17 protein-coding genes are annotated in these 17,091 nt (G+C 36.8%); 1 reads left to right on the top strand and 16 read right to left on the bottom strand.

Annotated features, from left to right (window positions below):
- Positions 1 to 6: 6 nt before the first annotated feature.
- The 3 genes from mobA to A5866_RS16155 form a co-directional block, all read right to left on the bottom strand.
- Positions 7 to 570: a molybdenum cofactor guanylyltransferase gene (gene mobA / locus A5866_RS16165; RefSeq protein ID WP_254908763.1), complete on the bottom strand. Its 564-nt coding sequence runs from the start codon at positions 568 to 570 to the stop codon at positions 7 to 9.
- A 236-nt stretch (positions 571 to 806) separates the two neighbouring features.
- On the bottom strand, positions 807 to 2,132 hold the full coding sequence (locus tag A5866_RS16160) for a DUF438 domain-containing protein (RefSeq protein WP_086444823.1): 1,326 nt from the start codon (positions 2,130 to 2,132) through the stop codon (positions 807 to 809).
- A gap of 3 nt (positions 2,133 to 2,135) precedes the next feature.
- Positions 2,136 to 2,363, bottom strand: a complete 228-nt coding sequence (locus A5866_RS16155) for a DUF1858 domain-containing protein (RefSeq protein WP_086280793.1) — start codon at positions 2,361 to 2,363, stop codon at positions 2,136 to 2,138.
- Positions 2,364 to 2,584: 221 nt separating this feature from the next.
- On the opposite strand from A5866_RS16155, the gene A5866_RS16150 reads away from it, so the two are divergent.
- A complete protein-coding gene (locus A5866_RS16150; RefSeq protein ID WP_086280790.1) occupies positions 2,585 to 3,283 on the top strand; it encodes a TIGR00266 family protein in 699 nt (232 codons plus the stop codon).
- 99 nt (positions 3,284 to 3,382) lie between these two features.
- Here A5866_RS16150 and A5866_RS16145 read toward each other — a convergent pair whose 3' ends face one another.
- The 13 genes from A5866_RS16145 to A5866_RS16085 form a co-directional block, all read right to left on the bottom strand.
- On the bottom strand, positions 3,383 to 4,330 hold the full coding sequence (locus tag A5866_RS16145) for a DUF975 family protein (protein ID WP_086444824.1): 948 nt from the start codon (positions 4,328 to 4,330) through the stop codon (positions 3,383 to 3,385).
- 176 nt (positions 4,331 to 4,506) lie between these two features.
- Positions 4,507 to 5,433, bottom strand: a complete 927-nt coding sequence (locus tag A5866_RS16140) for a hypothetical protein (protein ID WP_086444825.1) — start codon at positions 5,431 to 5,433, stop codon at positions 4,507 to 4,509.
- A gap of 393 nt (positions 5,434 to 5,826) precedes the next feature.
- Entirely contained in the window at positions 5,827 to 6,147 is a 321-nt protein-coding gene (locus A5866_RS16135) for a hypothetical protein (protein ID WP_086444826.1), read from the bottom strand.
- Positions 6,144 to 6,686 (bottom strand): hypothetical protein, encoded by a 543-nt coding sequence (locus A5866_RS16130; protein ID WP_086280777.1) that lies wholly within the window; start codon positions 6,684 to 6,686, stop codon positions 6,144 to 6,146. Before A5866_RS16130 ends, A5866_RS16135 begins: the two co-directional genes overlap by 4 nt.
- A 712-nt stretch (positions 6,687 to 7,398) precedes the next feature.
- Positions 7,399 to 8,868 carry a glycoside hydrolase family 32 protein gene (locus A5866_RS16125; RefSeq protein WP_086444827.1) on the bottom strand — a complete coding sequence of 490 codons (1,470 nt, stop codon included), beginning with the start codon at positions 8,866 to 8,868 and terminating at the stop codon, positions 7,399 to 7,401.
- A complete protein-coding gene (locus A5866_RS16120) occupies positions 8,865 to 10,301 on the bottom strand; it encodes a PTS transporter subunit EIIC (RefSeq protein WP_086444828.1) in 1,437 nt (478 codons plus the stop codon). Before A5866_RS16120 ends, A5866_RS16125 begins: the two co-directional genes overlap by 4 nt.
- Positions 10,291 to 11,970 carry an alpha-glucosidase gene (locus A5866_RS16115; RefSeq protein WP_176332627.1) on the bottom strand — a complete coding sequence of 560 codons (1,680 nt, stop codon included), beginning with the start codon at positions 11,968 to 11,970 and terminating at the stop codon, positions 10,291 to 10,293. The genes A5866_RS16120 and A5866_RS16115 overlap by 11 nt, the downstream gene beginning before the upstream one ends.
- A gap of 74 nt (positions 11,971 to 12,044) precedes the next feature.
- Positions 12,045 to 13,043 carry a LacI family DNA-binding transcriptional regulator gene (locus A5866_RS16110; protein ID WP_086444830.1) on the bottom strand — a complete coding sequence of 333 codons (999 nt, stop codon included), beginning with the start codon at positions 13,041 to 13,043 and terminating at the stop codon, positions 12,045 to 12,047.
- Positions 13,044 to 13,296: 253 nt separating this feature from the next.
- Positions 13,297 to 13,533: a hypothetical protein gene (locus tag A5866_RS16105; RefSeq protein ID WP_254907579.1), complete on the bottom strand. Its 237-nt coding sequence runs from the start codon at positions 13,531 to 13,533 to the stop codon at positions 13,297 to 13,299.
- A gap of 178 nt (positions 13,534 to 13,711) precedes the next feature.
- Positions 13,712 to 13,900, bottom strand: coding sequence for a hypothetical protein (locus tag A5866_RS16100; protein WP_086280763.1), 189 nt, complete (start codon positions 13,898 to 13,900; stop codon positions 13,712 to 13,714).
- 151 nt (positions 13,901 to 14,051) lie between these two features.
- On the bottom strand, positions 14,052 to 14,732 hold the full coding sequence (locus A5866_RS16095; RefSeq protein ID WP_086444831.1) for an amino acid ABC transporter permease: 681 nt from the start codon (positions 14,730 to 14,732) through the stop codon (positions 14,052 to 14,054).
- Positions 14,733 to 15,578: a transporter substrate-binding domain-containing protein gene (locus A5866_RS16090; protein ID WP_086444832.1), complete on the bottom strand. Its 846-nt coding sequence runs from the start codon at positions 15,576 to 15,578 to the stop codon at positions 14,733 to 14,735.
- A gap of 9 nt (positions 15,579 to 15,587) precedes the next feature.
- Positions 15,588 to 17,048, bottom strand: coding sequence for an amidase (locus tag A5866_RS16085; protein WP_086444833.1), 1,461 nt, complete (start codon positions 17,046 to 17,048; stop codon positions 15,588 to 15,590).
- Between the last annotated feature and the right edge of the window lie 43 nt (positions 17,049 to 17,091).

The raw sequence follows: 17,091 nt of genomic DNA, 5'->3' as shown, positions 1-17,091 counted from the left end.
ACAATTTCATTGATTCCACAACATTAATTCTTTAGGCGAATTGACATTCTCCAAGCCAAAAGACGATTCCAAGGTAACTACTTTGACCAAAAAGTGCTCAAACTCTTTTCTAATACGCCAATCATTTGTCTGAAGTTGCTGTTTTAAAATAGTCAAACAAGTAACATGATAAAAAGCAAATAAAGGTTCTAAACGATTTTCTTGCTTACAAATAACTATGTCATATGACTCCATAGATTTTGCCATTTTTCGAATCAAATCAATATTCAAGTTAGGAATATCACAAGCTAGTAAAAATAAATAGTTTGTTTTTATATTTTCTAATGCCGTGACTAAACCACCAAGTGGGCCTTTTTCTGGATAGTGATCTTCTAGTATTGCAACATGAGAAAAAGCAGGTGGAAATTTACTTCGTTTGTTTGTCACTAATAAACTCTCTGGAAAGATTTTTTTTAACTGCTTCACCGTTCTAAGCAACATAAACTCTCCATCTAGTTGCAGCAAGGATTTGTCAAACCCCATCCGAGAACTTTTCCCGCCACATAAAACGACGGCAGTACAATTGGTTATCTGGTTTATAATGCTTCACCTCTCACTTTAATACTGATCTAAAAACTAAATTTTTATAATTACTAAAAAATATTTTTTAGCAACAACTTTTATTCTATTATAAAACATCCTTCCAACAAGTCAATTATTATTTTAGTATTTCTTACCTTGAATTGAATTTTTCTGTTTTTATTCCACAAAAAAATGCCTGAGCACTCAGTCTCAGACACTAAAAGTTATAGTCTATTTTATTTTTCTTAATCTAAAAGACGATTTTGTCCACTGATTGTTTGAATATCTGTAATATCCTGCGTGACTTCCAAACAACCTAAATACTCATCTTGATCATTTTTTAAAGCAAAGTAACGAATATAAATTTTTCTATCACGCATATCAATCCAAAAATCAGCGTCCGTTCTTTTACCAGCACGAAAATCATCTAAAATTTGTTGGACAATGTGCATGCTCTTTGGCGGATGACAATTGATGACTTCCCGCCCAATCACAGAAGTTGTTCGAGGGAAGACTCGGTTCTTTCCTTCTGAAAAGAAGCGAACCCGATCATTTTTGTCTACGAATGTTAAATCAACTGGTAAGACTTGGAACAACGAAACTAGCTCTTCAAGATTTAATACGCCTGTTGGCAAAACTACGTTTACCTCAGATCCAGTACTTTCCCAATCAAAATACTGTTCATTTTCTTCATGAATGGACTCGTTTTTTATCTCCATTCCCTCTTTGATTGCTGCTGTATTGGCTTGTGCTTGTTGAACAGCTGCCAAGCGCTGCGGTTCTCGTTCTTGTTCACTTGCCCTCGCAGCTGCACTAGCTTTCCAAGGTAATGGCTCCGCAATAAAAGCATAGCCAATATCTTGACTATCGCGAGCAATTTTTTCCCAATCCTCTAATGTGAAAACATCCAACGTCATCGGGGTCATGATTTCTTCTTCTTTAAATATCATTTCTTCGATTTCGGTTTGGATATATTCAAGTTTTTCACGTAATGGATTGATAGCTGCTTTTTCATTTTTTAGATAGTCGATCACTGACTTTAGGGCTTCACGGATACTATCATCCACACCCCACATTACTTTAGGAGGTGCCGTAATGCCATATTTTTCCATATAAGAAAAAATCAGTGTTTCCTTTCGCGTATAATGGCGATTGATATTCTGCAAATCTTCCAAAGCAGCTAAAAGTCTTTGTCGTAAGCTCCAGTCACCTGTTTCGATTTTACTAAAAACCCACATAATTTCATCAACCAATAGCGATTGAATAACTTGATTTTCCAATTTTAATGTGTGGATAGGATGACCTGGCTGTTCATGCTCATAATTAGAGCGATGAATATCATTGATTGCCCCTTTAAACACCGCTGCATGAACATTACACAGGCTTTGAATTTCACTTGGATCTAAGCCACTGGAAATCAACGCTTTCTCAGCTGCTGTAATTTCTGAAACATCGATCCCATCAAATGATTGATCAAACATCTGTTTAGCTTGTTCAAATGAACCTCCCTGATGCAATAATGATAGGATTTCAACAATTTTTTTCTGACGCTCAACAGTCGTCGTAGTCATATATTATGCTCCTTTCAAAATAAATCCGTTGGCAGCAAACGCTGCTTTGATTGTTTCCATAGGAATTTTTTTCATTTTTGCCCCTTTTACTAAGGTCATATATCGTCCCGCAGTTTTCAACATACCTGGCTCTAAAATACTTTTGAAGCCTAATTCATACATGATTTGCGCTGTTTCTGGATAAGTGGTTACCATTTGCTGAACAGACTGATTCAAGTCAATCTCTTTCATGTTTGTTCTCACTCCTTCGCACTTATTGAGAACGATTCTCATTTAAAGTCATTATACTTCATTTGTGATAAAATGCACGATATTTTTGAGATTATTTTACAAAAACAGGATTATTAGGGAACTCCCTTAGTTGCTTCTTTTAGAAAAATCAACTAATTCTGAAGAAATCCTACTGTATCTAAGGTATACTAATAAAAGAAATAGCTTAGGAGGTTGGTATTATGCAGTACAAAATGACAGAAAATACTGTTTTTCCATTGGTTGAAGTGGATTTACGAACAAGAGAAAGTATTCAATTAGAGAGCGGTGCAATGGTCTATCACAATGGTGAGATCAATCTTGAAGGAAAAATGAACAGCAACGGAAAGTCAGGTTTAGGCGGCGCAATTCGTGCCTTGGGGCGTTCAATGTCCAGCGGAGAAAGCTTCTTTATCACAAAAGCATCCGGTTTAACGGATACCGCAAAAGTGGCTTTAGCACCAGCAACTCCAGGCGCCATCAAAGAACTCCAAGTAGGCTCTGAACATTGGCGTTTGAACACAGGTGCATTTTTAGCTTGTGACGCTAGCGTGTCTTACAATATGAAACGTCAAAAACTTAGTGGTGCAATCTTTGGTGGAACTGGTGGATTATTCGTGATGGAAACATCTGGTTCCGGATCGTTGTTGATCAATAGTTACGGGGATATCGTCGAAATTCATTTAGATGGTACCAAGCCTTTTGTAGTAGATAATCAGCACGTTGTTGCTTGGTCAGAATCCTTGGATTATAACATTAAAGTCGCTTCAGGTATTTTTGGTTTTACAACAGGTGAAGGTGTCGTCAATGAATTTCATGGCACTGGAACAATCATGATCCAGACAAGAAATATTGAAGGGTTAGCTGGTTTGATCAGCCCTTTTGTTAGTACCGGTTCATAAAAAATAGAGCCTGGGACATAACTCAAAAAGTTATGTTTCAGGCTCTTTGGATCCGAATAAACGCTTCTTTTCCAACCTCTTCTTTTTTTATTTATTCTTCTAGAAATCAGCAAATCCCGCTTCTTTTTCTTGTGAAAACAGGTGGTGTTTCTCTGCAATGATCTGATCGAAAAACAACACTTCCGACACACCATAATAAGGAATAACATAGACACTAGCTAATCCAAAACTAAAGAATGTTGCAAATTGCCACAAAACAAACGAATAAGAAAAAATTAAATATTCTAATTTATAGCCTTGCATCAAGGCTTGACTAAGTTGCATTGCTTCTTTTGCTGTTAATTCAGGGTCTTTTTTCAATAAATAGTTTGTCATGCCATAAGATAATTGTTTAATTACACCGGGAATTACAAATAATAATGACCATAAAAAAACATAGATCGTTACGAGTAGATTAGCACTCACTGTTCGTTTACCATTTTCACTAATAAAAGTTGTAAAAATCGATTTAAGGTTAAATTTACGACCTTCCACATTATCGATTGCTGCCCATTGCACCGTACCACGATACAAAATAGTGACAAGCAATAACAGTAGCCCAAATAAAAAGGCGAAAAAGCCGCTAAAACGTGTTTCAACTGTTGTTGTTTGTGTATAGGTAACCGTTCGTGTCGTATTTTTCACTGGTGATAAACTTGATTTATAAGAAATAGAGTCCAAATTTTTTCCATCATAAACATCTTCGTCGTAATCATCCTCTTGATAAAGTCCATCATCATACCCTTCATCGTAACCATCAAAATAGCCGTCATCATACCCCTTTTGGTACTCAGTATTCGAGCGATTTGATTTTGCAGAATAGTCATCTTGCCAAGATTGGTAGTTATTTGACTGGTTCACCGTATTTTCTGGCACTTGGATCAAAATCATTATAAAAAAGAAATAGATAAATAAGGCAACACTTGGAATAATAGCTAACAAGCTCCAGTTTCCATAGTAGCCATGCAGATGTTTTTGGGCCTTCTTTTTCAACTCACTTCGAATCATATTTCATTCTCCTTTTAACTTCTATAGAAGTTACTATGTATTTTCTCTCTTTTCTAATTATACCTTGTAATCTATTGCCGTGCTCACTCAATTCCTTGGATCATTGTTAAAATTTCTGAGAAATAATGTCACCATCTAAAAAACTCACTGCGCTTGTCAGTGAGTTTATATGTTGGTTATTTCCAACGAATTGGGATTTGTCCTTCGCCAGCATAAGAAAAGTTTGGGCCTTTCTCTATACGCCAACTAAATGCCAAGTATTGTTCATCTCCGTTTAAATTATTCCATTCCAGCCATTCATCACTTTCACTATCCGAAGAATACTTCATTGTAGCTCCTTCAAATTGTTTTGATGGTACGATTGGATCAAATAATTGATAGGAAGTTGTCCCTTTTTTTAATGTGACCGTAGCCATTCTGCCGCGAGCACTGATTTCTATCTTGTTTAGCTTATCCAAATTAGATAAGGCAGAAATATCAGTTGGTAATGCTTGTGTGTACACTCGACTACGTTGTTCTTCATTATCTTCATAGCCATCAAACAACAATCGAATTGTTTCTAAATCTTTTAAATTTTTAAAACTATTTAACGTTAGTTGATTATTCGCTTCTAACATAACAGTCTTCAATTTTTTTAACGTTGCAAGTTCCCTAAAGCTATTAAAGTTCCCACCTTCTCCCTGAATCTGTTCGAGCGTTGTCATTTGCTCCATTCCAGCAAGGGAAGAATACTCTTCAAAATCTGTATCAAAATGCGTTATATTTTGGATATCTGCTTTTTTCACTAGTCCGTAATGATCAAATAGTGTTGCTCTTTCAAGTAGATTTTTTTCATCTGATTCAGTTAATTGCTCAGATAACTTATCGAATTCATCATCAGAAATCAAGCCCTTTTCATGTTTCTCCATTAATTGTTCCATTTCAGCGCGATAACTTTTAGAATAAAAGGCGTCGACATCAGAAAATAAACCTTGCCTTATGCCATAATCATTAAAATAAGAATAAGGTGACTCATACATCGCTTCTGCTTCTTCAGATGAACCAATCGACAGTCCTAATCCTAATGCCAACACAACCATTGATGATTTCACTATTTTTTTCATCTTTTGACTCCTCCTTGATTTAACCCTTTTTGTACCAACGTTATAATTAACAATGATAACTACTATGTTATATAAAGTATTTAACTTTGTCTATATTTTCTGACAAAAAAATAAATAGCTAGATTTATTAAGTTATTTTAATTGTCCTACGAATGAAATAAAAACTGGAAGCGATGATTTTTCTTGAGATTGTTTGAATCGAGTCTCATTCTAAATCGAGTGAGACTCTACGTTGACTGTTGATACTTCAGAAGGTGCATTATTTCAATCTACTCACCCTAAACAGAGTGAGACTGAAAATCATTTTTCAAGACAAACGCCATGTCTGATTTCAATCCACTCACTTGATTTCATGGTCACTTAGGGTTCGCACCACAAAATAATGATTATCTATTAAAACATCAGCTTCTTGATCGTATCCGCAAGAAGTGTACTTGCTAAATTACTGAAAATATCAGAGCTAAATTGCGCTGCATGCTTTTTCAAAAATGCCGCAACCTTTCCTTCATCCTTTGAAGTCGATTCCATTAATAACTCTGAACAAGCTCGAAACTCTTTACTATCTTGTGGAAGTTTTGTCAACGTTGTCATAATCTCTGCAGAGAATTGCTCCCAATCGATTTCCTCATTCGTTCCATTTGTAACCTTATTATTATTGCCAATCACAACAGTTGAATTGTTGATACCACCAAAATCATTTCCTCTTATCTTCATTTCTTCACCTCATTATTATCACCAGATACGACTGTGCTATCATTGATACTTTGATCCATATTTATGACTTGATTATCGATCTGAATATTTTCTTGTTTCATATTGATCACTACTTTTTCTTTACTATACACATCATTGATACAATTTTCGATCACACCACGCGCTCGTTCCGCAAATGCCTCATTTTCACAATGGATCAAATAAGTAAAACCAGAATTTAAATTGACATAGATATAATATCCTTTATTTAAGTTACTCATAATAACTAAAAATATATAAAAACCGGTGATGATCATTCCTAATATGCCCCAAAAATAACCTTGAGCAAAGCCTCCTGTAAAAAAAATAAACAATAAAGCTGCTAGCCAAGGTATTTTTGAATCTGGTTCTGCCACAAATAATTGCGAAACATTACTAATTTGAATCGTTCGATCGTCAAATGCAATAACATTTTTTTCTACTGAAATCTGAGTAGGATCTATTTTATTCTTTGTGCTAGAGCTCAAATTCAGTTTCCCTAACATATCTACCATTTCCATTCAATTGCACTCCTTAAATTAATTTATTTTTTACAATTATACATAATAATAGCACAAAATAAAAAATTTTAGAATAACCTGCCAAACTTAAAATGAAATAATCACGAGTCCAAACAAAAATGTGGCTAGGACACAACTCAGCGAGTCATATCCCTGCCACATGGCATCTAAATAAATCATAGCTTATTAATTATAAAGTAACTGATTTCTTGATAAAATACTAGCCCTATATAATTTTTCTCCTCTTGATAAGCCTAACTTTTGGGGGGCAGTTCAAAAGTTAGTTTTCTTTTTGTTAAACACGTTAATCCCGAATAAACGACGGGAGCAAACGGTCTTCCATGCTTCGAGGATCGTAGTGAAACGAGAACCGGAGATGCAAAAGCAACTACTACACTTCGTTTCGATCACATTGTTGCAAATTGCTGTGAATCACGAAAAATGAAGTGATTCGATGATGCACAATACAAGGTGTTTGAAGGACATCTTGCTTCCTTTATTTTCTAAGTGCTGAAACACTAAGATTTAAAGGCTTCGGAATCAATAAACCAGCATTCACAAAAATTCGGGGAACACCAAGTAGGTACTAATCATCATCAGTTCATAAACTTACTGTGATTCTTGGCAATTTTCGTGAATGCTGGCTTATTTATCGAGACTAGACACTTCTGTCCCAACTTCCTTTGTTCGCTTAACAATTTTCTTAATTTTTTTACGCATAACACCATTGTTTTATCTCTATCTGAGCCGTACCATTTTCTGCAAACACTTCAAGGTAACGACTGTCCTCTTTTGGAAAAATCCGACTGGAAAAAACGGCTTCTCCATCGTTTACAAAGACTTCAATTGACGATTGATCCAGAAAAACAGTTAGTTGAACAACTGATTGCTGGTAAGTTATTTTTCTCACTGTACCATAATCAGTGGCCACAGGGATTCCTGAACGAGTACGATCTAGACTAAAATACTCAGCTACTTGATCCAATAAACACACTGTTTCTTCATCATCCCCCACTCTAAAAGCAATTCCTACACGTTCTGCCGTCTCTACATTGATTGAGATCCGGTATTCTCCAACCTCAGAATAGATTGTTTTTAATCGTTCACGACTACTCACTACTTTTATCTGGTGCTGAGTTGTTTTTACTCGTTTTTGCTTTAATTCCTGAAGTGGCTGTTGCTGAATTTGTCCATTTTTTATAGATAATTCCCTTGGAATCGTTAAACAGTTTGCCCAGCCATCATGATCACTTGGATACACTGTATCAGGTAAACCCATCCAGCCAATCAAAATTTGTCGACCATCAGGCGTTTGTGTGGTTTGAGGTGCATAGAAGTCAAAGCCTTTATCCAACTCTTGAAACGAATCTGTATCAAAATAACCTACATGCTCATCAAACTTACCAATAAAAACACCCGAATGATAAATATTCTGAAAATCATTGCCTTTTGGTTTTAAACCTTGCGGTGACAATAATAGCACCTCTTGACCTTGAAGTGAAAAATAATCTGGACATTCCCACATAAAGCCAAACGAATCATGATTTGTTTTTAGTTCCTGTTTAAATTTCCACGCCTTCAAATCATCTGACACATAAACGAGGAGACAGCCTTCCAACGACTCTCGTTGTGCACCAACTAGCATGTAATAGTGATTGCCTTTTTTGAACACTTTAGGATCTCGAAAATTATGTGTGTACTGTTGCGGAGGTCCACTGATAACTGGTTCCGCTAACTTTTCTATTTTGCCATCGCTTGAAAGAATCGCTAAGCATTGAGAAGAACGCCGTTGCCACTTTTCATCTCGATGATTTCCTGTGTAAAATAAATACAATTGATTATCATTCACGAGACCAGTTCCAGAAAATATTCCATGGGATTCATGAGGAAATTCTGGCATTAAGGCCACACCTTCCTCTTCCCAATTCACTAAATCGGCACTGGTTAAATGATACCAATGCTTCATTCCATGGACGGCTCCAAACGGAAACCATTGATAAAATAGGTGGTACTTGCCATTATAATAGCAAAATCCATTTGGATCATTCAACAAACCATAATTAGGCTGAATATGATACTTTTGCCGCCAGATACTCTTTGCGACTTTTGCTTCTAATACTGACAGTTCCCCATCCTTGGCATCCGTTATCACTCGATAGCGTTGTGCATTGGTCCAGCTCATTGTTCTGCTCCTAGATACTCATCATCTGACATCATCACTTCTTTTGGCACAACAAATAGATACGTCAACACAAACGACAAGATAAAGATACAAATGCCAACCACAATATAGGTCACTAATTGATAAGAGCTATAAATATACATCAATGGTGACAAAATTACCGCTAACCCATATGAATTCGCTTGCACGTTTAGCAACGATAAAACAGCGCCGCCTAATGCAGAACAACCTAACATGATCCCAAGAGGTTTCATCCCATAGCGAATCGTGATCCCGAATAGCGCTGGCTCACTTACACCTAAAAGTTGTGTCACACCAGCACTCGTTCCGATCACTTTTACATTCTTATCTTTGGCCTTCACACTCACAGCAAAACTCACAGCTGCATTGGCAAAGCCATACATCGCACAAAGTGTAATCAGTGGATTAAAACCAGTTGTTGCTAATAAACTTGTTTCGATCATAATAAACAAGTGATGCATCCCTGTCATAACAGCTAGCGGATATAAAAAGCCAATCAGCAAACCACCAATCCCAAATGGCAATTTGATCAATCCTGTAATCAAGTAAACTAAACCATTTTCAACAAAGTGTAAAATTGGTCCTAAAACCAATAGCCCTGTCAACAACATCACCAAAATGACCACAAAAGGTGTAAACATCAAATCTAAGGAATTTGGCATTTTTCGACGTAACACTTTTTCCAATTTCGCTCCTAGTAACCCAATGACTAAAGCGGTTAAGACACTTCCTTGATATCCTACAATCGGAATAAACCCAAATGCAATCAACGGTTCAACACCACTATTGATGTCTGCCACAGAATAAGCATTCGGCAACATTGGCGACACCAACATCAGCCCAATCACGAATCCAATGATCGGTGTACCACCAAACTTCTTAAACGCTGACCAACAGATCAGCGCAGGTAAAAAAGCAAAAACAGTATCCGTCAGAACGCTTAAAAGAACCAACACAAACTCAGGGATTTTATCGGTAGATGTTCCAAAAAAAGCTAAAACACTTTCGTTTAAAAAGACGCCTTTCAACCCTAAAAATAACCCAGTTGCCACTATTCCTGGAATAATTGGTACAAAAATATCAGAAAGCGTCCGAATCGCGTGTTTGATTGGATTACTTGGCTTTTTCATTTCTTCTAAAGAGGTTTCTTTTTCCAATAAATCATGATTGTTTTGAACCAGCGAATCATAAACTTTATTCACGATGCCAGTACCTAAAATGATTTGGTATTGTCCAGCATTAAAGAATACTCCTTTTACTTGATCGATTTTTTCGATTTTTTTATCATCGATTAATTCTCGGTCTTTTACTTCTAGACGCAAACGTGTCGCGCAATGGGTGATCCCTGTAATATTTTCTTCCCCGACAACACCGATGATCTCTTCTCCAATTTGTTTGTAGTTAATTGCCATTGTCACTCACCTCATTTATTTTTTTAAATAAAACACTTTGATAAGGATGGAGCTTTAATTCATTTTCTTCGTTTACTAAATCATCATGAGAATTTAAAAGTAAATCAAACATTCTCTTTTCGAAGGGAATTAGTTCCACCGTATCACTTAAATTAGTATATGAATATACCTCAGTTTCCTTAAATACACGTTTATATGCAACAATATTATCTGGCACATTATCTAAGAAAATAATTGTCCCCTTTGTTAAAGTATCACTTACTATTCCTTGTTGTCTAAGTTCGATCATTTTTTTGTAATGTGCTAATACTTGGTTCTGCTGTGCATTTCGACTTGGATATTCTTCTGTCATCGCAAGCCATGGCGTCGTCGTTGAAAATCCTCCGTATTGACTATAATTCCAAGGAAATGGCGTACGTGTATTATCCCGGCTCCGTTGATTGACAAACTCCATTGCTTCTTCTGGCGTAAAGCCTTCTTGAATTGAACGATGATAATTATCGATACTTGAGATATCATTAAATTGATCGATCTTGTTGCGTTCCGCATTTTGCATTCCAAGCTCTTGGGCTTGATAAATAAATGGCGTTCCTCGTAAAAAGAAATAGAGCATACCTAACGCTTTAGCAGCTTCATCCGTTTGGTACTTAGGTTTGATAAATTTAGAGACAGCACGCGGTTGATCGTGGTTTTCAATGAAATTAGCACCCCAACCATTGGCTTGTAAGACTTCTTGGGATCGTTTCAATTTCTCTTTAAATTCCTTCGTTGTCCAATTCGTTCGTTTAAACCAATCAGAACCAGATTCCACATCAATATCTGAATAATTAAAATCAAAGATCATCGAAAAATAGCCATCATCTCCAATAAAATCCCCATATTCCTCATAAGGAACACCTGGCGCTTCCCCAACTGTGACACAATTGTATTTCTCAAAGGTTTCTCTTTTCAGTTCATTCAAAAACACGTCAATCCCTGGCCGATTCCGGGTTTTACTTTTGCAAGAAGCTAAACCATCTACCCCATCAGCTGGTAAACTGGCAAAATCTTGATCCTTCTTGATAAACGTAATCGAATCGATCCGAAATCCAGCAATGCCTTTTTCTAGCCAACGATTGATCATTCCGTATAGTTCTTGACGTAATGCTGGGTTCTCCCAATTTAAATCGGGCTGTTTTTTATCAAAGGCATGAAAATAATAGACCTCTTCATCTGGCAGCTTTTCCCAAACTGAACCGCCAAAAATCGAGCGCCAGTTATTTGGTTCTGTTTTCCCTTCTTTAAAAATGTAATAATCTCGATACGGACTTTCTTGGTCTTTTAATGCTGATTGGAACCACGGATGTTCATCTGATGTATGATTGATAACTAAATCTAAAATCACTTTGATTCCCAGTTCATTCGCCTCTTCTAACAGTTGATCAAAGTCAGTCATAGTGCCAAATTCAGGATTGATTCCTTCAAAATCAGAGATATCATAACCATTATCCACCATTGGTGACGTAAATATCGGACAGATCCAAATCATGGTAATCCCTAATTCTTTCAAATAAGGCAACTTCTCTCGAATCCCTTGAATATCACCTATTCCATCATTGTTTGAGTCCTTAAAACTTTTGGGATAAATCTGATAAATCACTTCTTTTTCCCACCATTTTTCGTCTTTCATTTCTATATTCACTATTTATTCATCCTTTCACCATTTGTGGTATCGATATCATATTTTTGCAAGAATAAATCCACCTAAGTGGATTTACGCTCAATTAGCGATAAAATAAGCTCTTGTTTATTTACTTTGTAGGTTGTTCCCTCAATCAACGCAACTATTAATTTCGTTGCTTCGATTCCTAAAGCGGTTGTTGGCTGATTGATGGTAGTTAGCGGGACGGCAATAATACTTGTGCTTGGCTGATTATCAAAACCTAATACCGCCAAATCTTCTGGTACACGCAATCCTTGCTGAAGTACTTCTTGGATAATTCCAATCCCAACCTCGTCACTTCCACTAAACACAGCATCTGGCCGCTCCTTTTTAGGTAGAGCCAATAATTCTTTTGCTACTTTTTGACCATCTTCCATGTTATGAACTTGTTTAAAAATCCATTTGTTTTTGATAGGTAAATTATGTTCAGCAAGTGCACGTTCAAATCCCTTCGTTCGACGCTGACCATGTCCACCAATGGTTAGATTCCCACCGGTACAATAAGCGATTTTACGATACCCTTTTTGAACCAGATAATTGGTTGCTTCATAACTGATTTCTTCTTGATTGGTAGAAATGTTTGGAATCCCTGTTCCATCTAGCTTTTCATTACACAAGACAATTGGGCCATATTTTGAATACCCCTCAATTACTTGTGAATCGCTTTCAATAGAAGTCATGATAACGCCAGCAACCACTTGTTGTTTTAAATACTCCAGCATTTTCAACTCTGCTTTTGGATCATCATACGTTTGCATGATCAACAGCTGGTAGCCATATTCTTTTGCTTGTTTTTCGATTGCATCCACTAAATAAGAAAAAAAGGGATTCGTGATTCTTGAAATCAACACACCGATCGTCGTACATTTTTTTGATCGAAGTTGTGTTGCAATCGCACTCGGCGCATAGTTTAGTTCATCCATTGCTTGTTGTATTCGTTCTTTTTTGTCATCTGAAATATACGGATGATCATTCAAAAAACGTGAAACTGTCGAAACCGATAAACCAGCTTTTTTTGCGACATCTTTGATTGTTGCCATCTTTTTCTCCTTTTATGATATCGATATCATAAATATAGAGTATCTTTTTATTTTTGTCAATGCTAAAAATGAAAACCTACTGTTTTCGTATCATTGGCTTCTTACTTTTGTACCTTTTCAAATAGCCCCTTCTGCAAATCGTCATTTTGATTCTCTCGCGTATTATCTCTTAAAAATAGGTTAAACTCACGCAAAAAAGCTTGCATTGTAGCAAGCTAAAAAAAATTGCACCTTTACTTCTATCAGTAGCGTACTAAGTTTCTTGCTTAAAATCTAAACTCTCTCTTAATGTTTTTTCTCCATTCATATTCCCAAAGGTTTTCATATCGATATCCGTACAAGGAATAATTAAAGATAAAAGAAGTTTTTGTAAACTTGCTGTTTTATAACGAACTTGAGGACAAACAAATACACCATCCACATATGGTTTAAAGATTGGTTCTAAGCTTACTTTATTAATTTCGCCTTCTCCACCATATGCAATCAACATAGAATAGGTGTTAGATAAATTCTGAAAATCAGCAATTATATCATGCAGAGACCCAAAATAAACCTCGTTAGGATCTGCCGCTTTTGCGATTTTTTTGGCAAAACATACTATACGTCATCCCACCTGCACAGCAAATATAAACAAGCATCCTCTTTCCTCCTAAAACATTACTACTCGATTATTTAGTATTATTTTTAACTTCTTGCTCCGCTTGATTTAATAACGGTCGCAAATAGGCTTCCACTTTTGGCTCTACGTTCATGCGCATCATAAACTGACTAGGTGTTTCCACAAATCCGTTGATCAAGCTATCCTTATATTCCGTTACCAAAAATTGACTTGTCTCTTTTATTTCCTTCTGATCCATTCATTTTCCAACTTTCTATTTAAAATGATTTGCTATAATAATTATACTCGGTTTTTGTGAATAAAAGAATAGTAATCCCTATTTGTCTTTACACCCTAAAAACAATAAAACTGTGCAAGTAGCTTCTCCTTAACTACTTACACAGTCTATTTTACGTTCTAACTTCTGTTTTTCCTTTATAACGATTGATATAATGTCTTTCCAACCAGCTTTGACCCCAACCAATTGCAATGCATAGGAGCCAATACATGACCGCTACTAAAATATACATTGTCATATAATCAAAAGTTCTTCCACCCACGATTTTGGCTTTTTGAAAAATATCAGGAATCGTGATCATCGCAGCTAAAGACGTGCCTTTTAACAAGTCCATCGCTACATTCCCTAAAGCTGGAATCGAAATCCGAAACGCTTGCGGTAAGATAATTTTGCGCATCACTTTACCAAACGGCAACCCTAATGCATACGCCGCATCCCACTGTCCTGCATCCACTCCGGCAATCGAGCCACGATAGATTTCAGCAATAAACGCACTGCTCGTCAAACTAAAACAAATACAAGCCGCAGTTAATGCACTTAATTGATAGGGCAGACCAAAATACAAAAGAAACAACAAAACTAAACCTGGAACGCCACGTAAAAACGAAATATAAAATCGGACAAAACCTTTGATCAATTTTGAAGGTAACATTCCTAAAACTGTCAACAGAATACCAAGAACATTCCCCATCAAAAACGTCACGATACTGATGCCAATTGTATAAGGTAAACCAGTCAGCAGAAAGGGAATCGAGTCGATCATTAACTGAAAATCAATTTTTGGTATATACATCTATTCAGCTGAAACACTTTCTGTCACTTTTTCTTTCGGCTCCACTGAAACATCTGTTTGGAAATACGTTTCAGAGATTTTTTTCATAGTTCCGTCATCAGCCATTGCTTTTAATGTTTCATTAATCTTTTTACTTAAGGCAACACTGTCTTTTTTCATTAAAAAGCCAGTAAAGTTCGCATTGAAATACACATCTTCTAAGATTTTAACTGGAATATCAGGTAACGCCCCCACTGACATTTTTTGTAAATAATAATCGTTTAAAATAACATCTGTCCGACCATTGGCAACATCTGTTAAGTATTGGTCATTTGTCGCGTTATCATACGTTACTAATTTTGCTCCATATTTTTCCGCGATTTTCATGTAGCTGGTATTGGGTTCGCCAGCTGCTTTTTTTCCTTTTAAATCCTCAAGAGACGCGATCCCGGAATCATCACTTTTTCTGACGATCATGCTGTCAAATGAATACTTGATTGGAGAAGATAAGATGAATTTTTTGCCTCTATCCCCTGATAACCCAAAATCATTCGCTGCTAAATCCGACTCACCTTTATCCACTGACGTGATTTGGCCATCTACATTGTATTCTTTAAATTCAACATCAACATCCAACCGTTTGGCAACTTCGGTGATGACATCCACATCATAACCCGTTAATTTGTTTTCATCATTATAGTAAGATGACGGGAATAGCGTTCCTGAGGTTGCAACTGTTATTTTTTTTTCTTCTTCTACTTTTGTCCAGCTTTCATCTTTTCCAGCGGTCTGCTCTTTTGTTCCACCACACGCAACGAGCACTAAACTTAGGGCAACAATACTAAAACTAGCGAATACTTTCTTCATTTGAACCTCCTATGATTCACGATAATATTTTGGTAATAAGAATTTTTGCTCTTGTTCAAACATCTTTCCAACTTGAAATAATATATCTTCTCGACCTTTGGAAGCCATAAATTGAATACCTATCGGTAAACCTGATGCTGCTACATGAGTAGGTAAACTGATTGCAGGTTGTCCCGTTAAATTAGCCAATTGAGTATATGGCGTGATCGTCAGACTTTTTTCAAACATATCATAGATTAAGTGTTGCAACTGTATAACGGAAAGTGACTCCGCTTGTGATAAATCTTTACGAATCTGATCGCTCTGCAGTTCTGCCTCGATTTTAGGTGCTACATCAGCGGCGGTCGGCATTAATAATAAATCGTATTCCTCGAATAATTGCTCCATTTTATATGCCGCTTGATCCCACAGTTGAAGTGATTTCGTATACTGACTTGCAGGGATCTGTAAACCATATTGGTAAATGCCCCAAGTCATTAATTCCATATCAGCTTTTGTAACGGGCCGCTGAATCGCTTGCTGTATCCCTTCAAACATAGCTGCCGTTTCTGCGCCATTCATTAAATAGTAACTGTCGATCAATTGACGTCCATTGACTGGATACGAGATTTCGGTGACTTCGTGCCCTTGTTGCTCTAAAAATGTTGCTGCATTGTGTGTTGCTTTTATTGCTTCCGCTGAAACGGTCGTTCCGACGGGTGATTCCGTTAAAAAGGCGATCTTCAAAACTGGTTTCCTTGTGGCTGATTGATGTTCCCATTCCGCTTTTGGTGCTTGATAAGGTGCTGCTTTTTCGGTTCCGCGTAAATGATAGAATAACGTTTCGGTATCTCTCATCGAAATGGTCAAAGCAAAATCAATCGAAGCTCCTTGCCAACCACGCCAGCCATCAGGCCCAACTGGCATACTGCCACGTGTAGGTTTTAATCCAATCAGTCCACTAAAAGAAGCAGGAATTCGAATCGAACCGCCGCCATCACTTGCTCCAGCAATTGGAAACAAGCCACTAGCAACAGCTGCCGCCGCTCCACCACTAGAACCGCCAGGTGAATAATCAAGATTCCAAGGATTTCTCGCTGGTCCGTAAATCGTCGGATCAGAAATATTTTTGAAGCCAAACTCTGGCGCATTGGTTTTCCCTAATGGAATCAAGCCTAATCGTTCTAACCCTTTCACAAAATTATCGGTTGAACTCGCACGGTTTTCTGTAAACAAACGAGAACCAGAAGTTGATTTCATTCCTGCTTTGTCTTGGCCTAACATTTTCAAAGGAATAGGTAAGCCAAAAAAAGGACCCGTTTCAGCTCCTCTAGCTTCGTATTGTTTTTTTGCTGATTCTGCATCCCAATCGACAAATGCATTGAGTTCAGGATTTAACTTTTTTACTTGCTGCGCTCGTTCATCGATCCACTCTAGTACACTTAGCTTTTTTTCTCGAAATTGTGTTGCGTAGTATAGGCCGTCTTTCATGATCATCCCCCTTACAATCCATATGTTTTTATTATACAGGTTG

Origin of the sequence: Enterococcus sp. 12C11_DIV0727, from assembly GCF_002148425.2 — a bacterium.
GTDB classification, from domain to species: Bacteria; Bacillota; Bacilli; order Lactobacillales; family Enterococcaceae; genus Enterococcus_L; species Enterococcus_L lemimoniae.
Note: the sequence above shows the minus strand (reverse complement) of the source record. Positions and strands in the feature narration are given on the sequence as shown.

Bases quoted from the DNA above. Each gene is read 5' to 3' on its own strand.
- A5866_RS16160 (WP_086444823.1), bottom strand. From the start codon at position 2,132: ATGACTACGACGACTGTTGAGCGTCAGAAAAAAATTGTTGAAATCCTA.
- A5866_RS16155 (WP_086280793.1), bottom strand. From the start codon at position 2,363: ATGAAAGAGATTGACTTGAATCAGTCTGTTCAGCAAATGGTAACCACT.
- A5866_RS16150 (WP_086280790.1), top strand. From the start codon at position 2,585: ATGCAGTACAAAATGACAGAAAATACTGTTTTTCCATTGGTTGAAGTG.
- A5866_RS16145 (WP_086444824.1), bottom strand. From the start codon at position 4,330: ATGATTCGAAGTGAGTTGAAAAAGAAGGCCCAAAAACATCTGCATGGC.
- A5866_RS16140 (WP_086444825.1), bottom strand. From the start codon at position 5,433: ATGAAAAAAATAGTGAAATCATCAATGGTTGTGTTGGCATTAGGATTA.
- A5866_RS16135 (WP_086444826.1), bottom strand. From the start codon at position 6,147: ATGAAGATAAGAGGAAATGATTTTGGTGGTATCAACAATTCAACTGTT.
- A5866_RS16130 (WP_086280777.1), bottom strand. From the start codon at position 6,686: ATGGAAATGGTAGATATGTTAGGGAAACTGAATTTGAGCTCTAGCACA.
- A5866_RS16125 (WP_086444827.1), bottom strand. From the start codon at position 8,868: ATGAGCTGGACCAATGCACAACGCTATCGAGTGATAACGGATGCCAAG.
- A5866_RS16120 (WP_086444828.1), bottom strand. From the start codon at position 10,301: ATGGCAATTAACTACAAACAAATTGGAGAAGAGATCATCGGTGTTGTC.
- A5866_RS16115 (WP_176332627.1), bottom strand. From the start codon at position 11,970: ATGAAAGACGAAAAATGGTGGGAAAAAGAAGTGATTTATCAGATTTAT.
- A5866_RS16110 (WP_086444830.1), bottom strand. From the start codon at position 13,043: ATGGCAACAATCAAAGATGTCGCAAAAAAAGCTGGTTTATCGGTTTCG.
- A5866_RS16105 (WP_254907579.1), bottom strand. From the start codon at position 13,533: ATGTTGATTGCATATGGTGGAGAAGGCGAAATTAATAAAGTAAGCTTA.
- A5866_RS16100 (WP_086280763.1), bottom strand. From the start codon at position 13,900: ATGGATCAGAAGGAAATAAAAGAGACAAGTCAATTTTTGGTAACGGAA.
- A5866_RS16095 (WP_086444831.1), bottom strand. From the start codon at position 14,732: ATGTATATACCAAAAATTGATTTTCAGTTAATGATCGACTCGATTCCC.
- A5866_RS16090 (WP_086444832.1), bottom strand. From the start codon at position 15,578: ATGAAGAAAGTATTCGCTAGTTTTAGTATTGTTGCCCTAAGTTTAGTG.
- A5866_RS16085 (WP_086444833.1), bottom strand. From the start codon at position 17,048: ATGAAAGACGGCCTATACTACGCAACACAATTTCGAGAAAAAAAGCTA.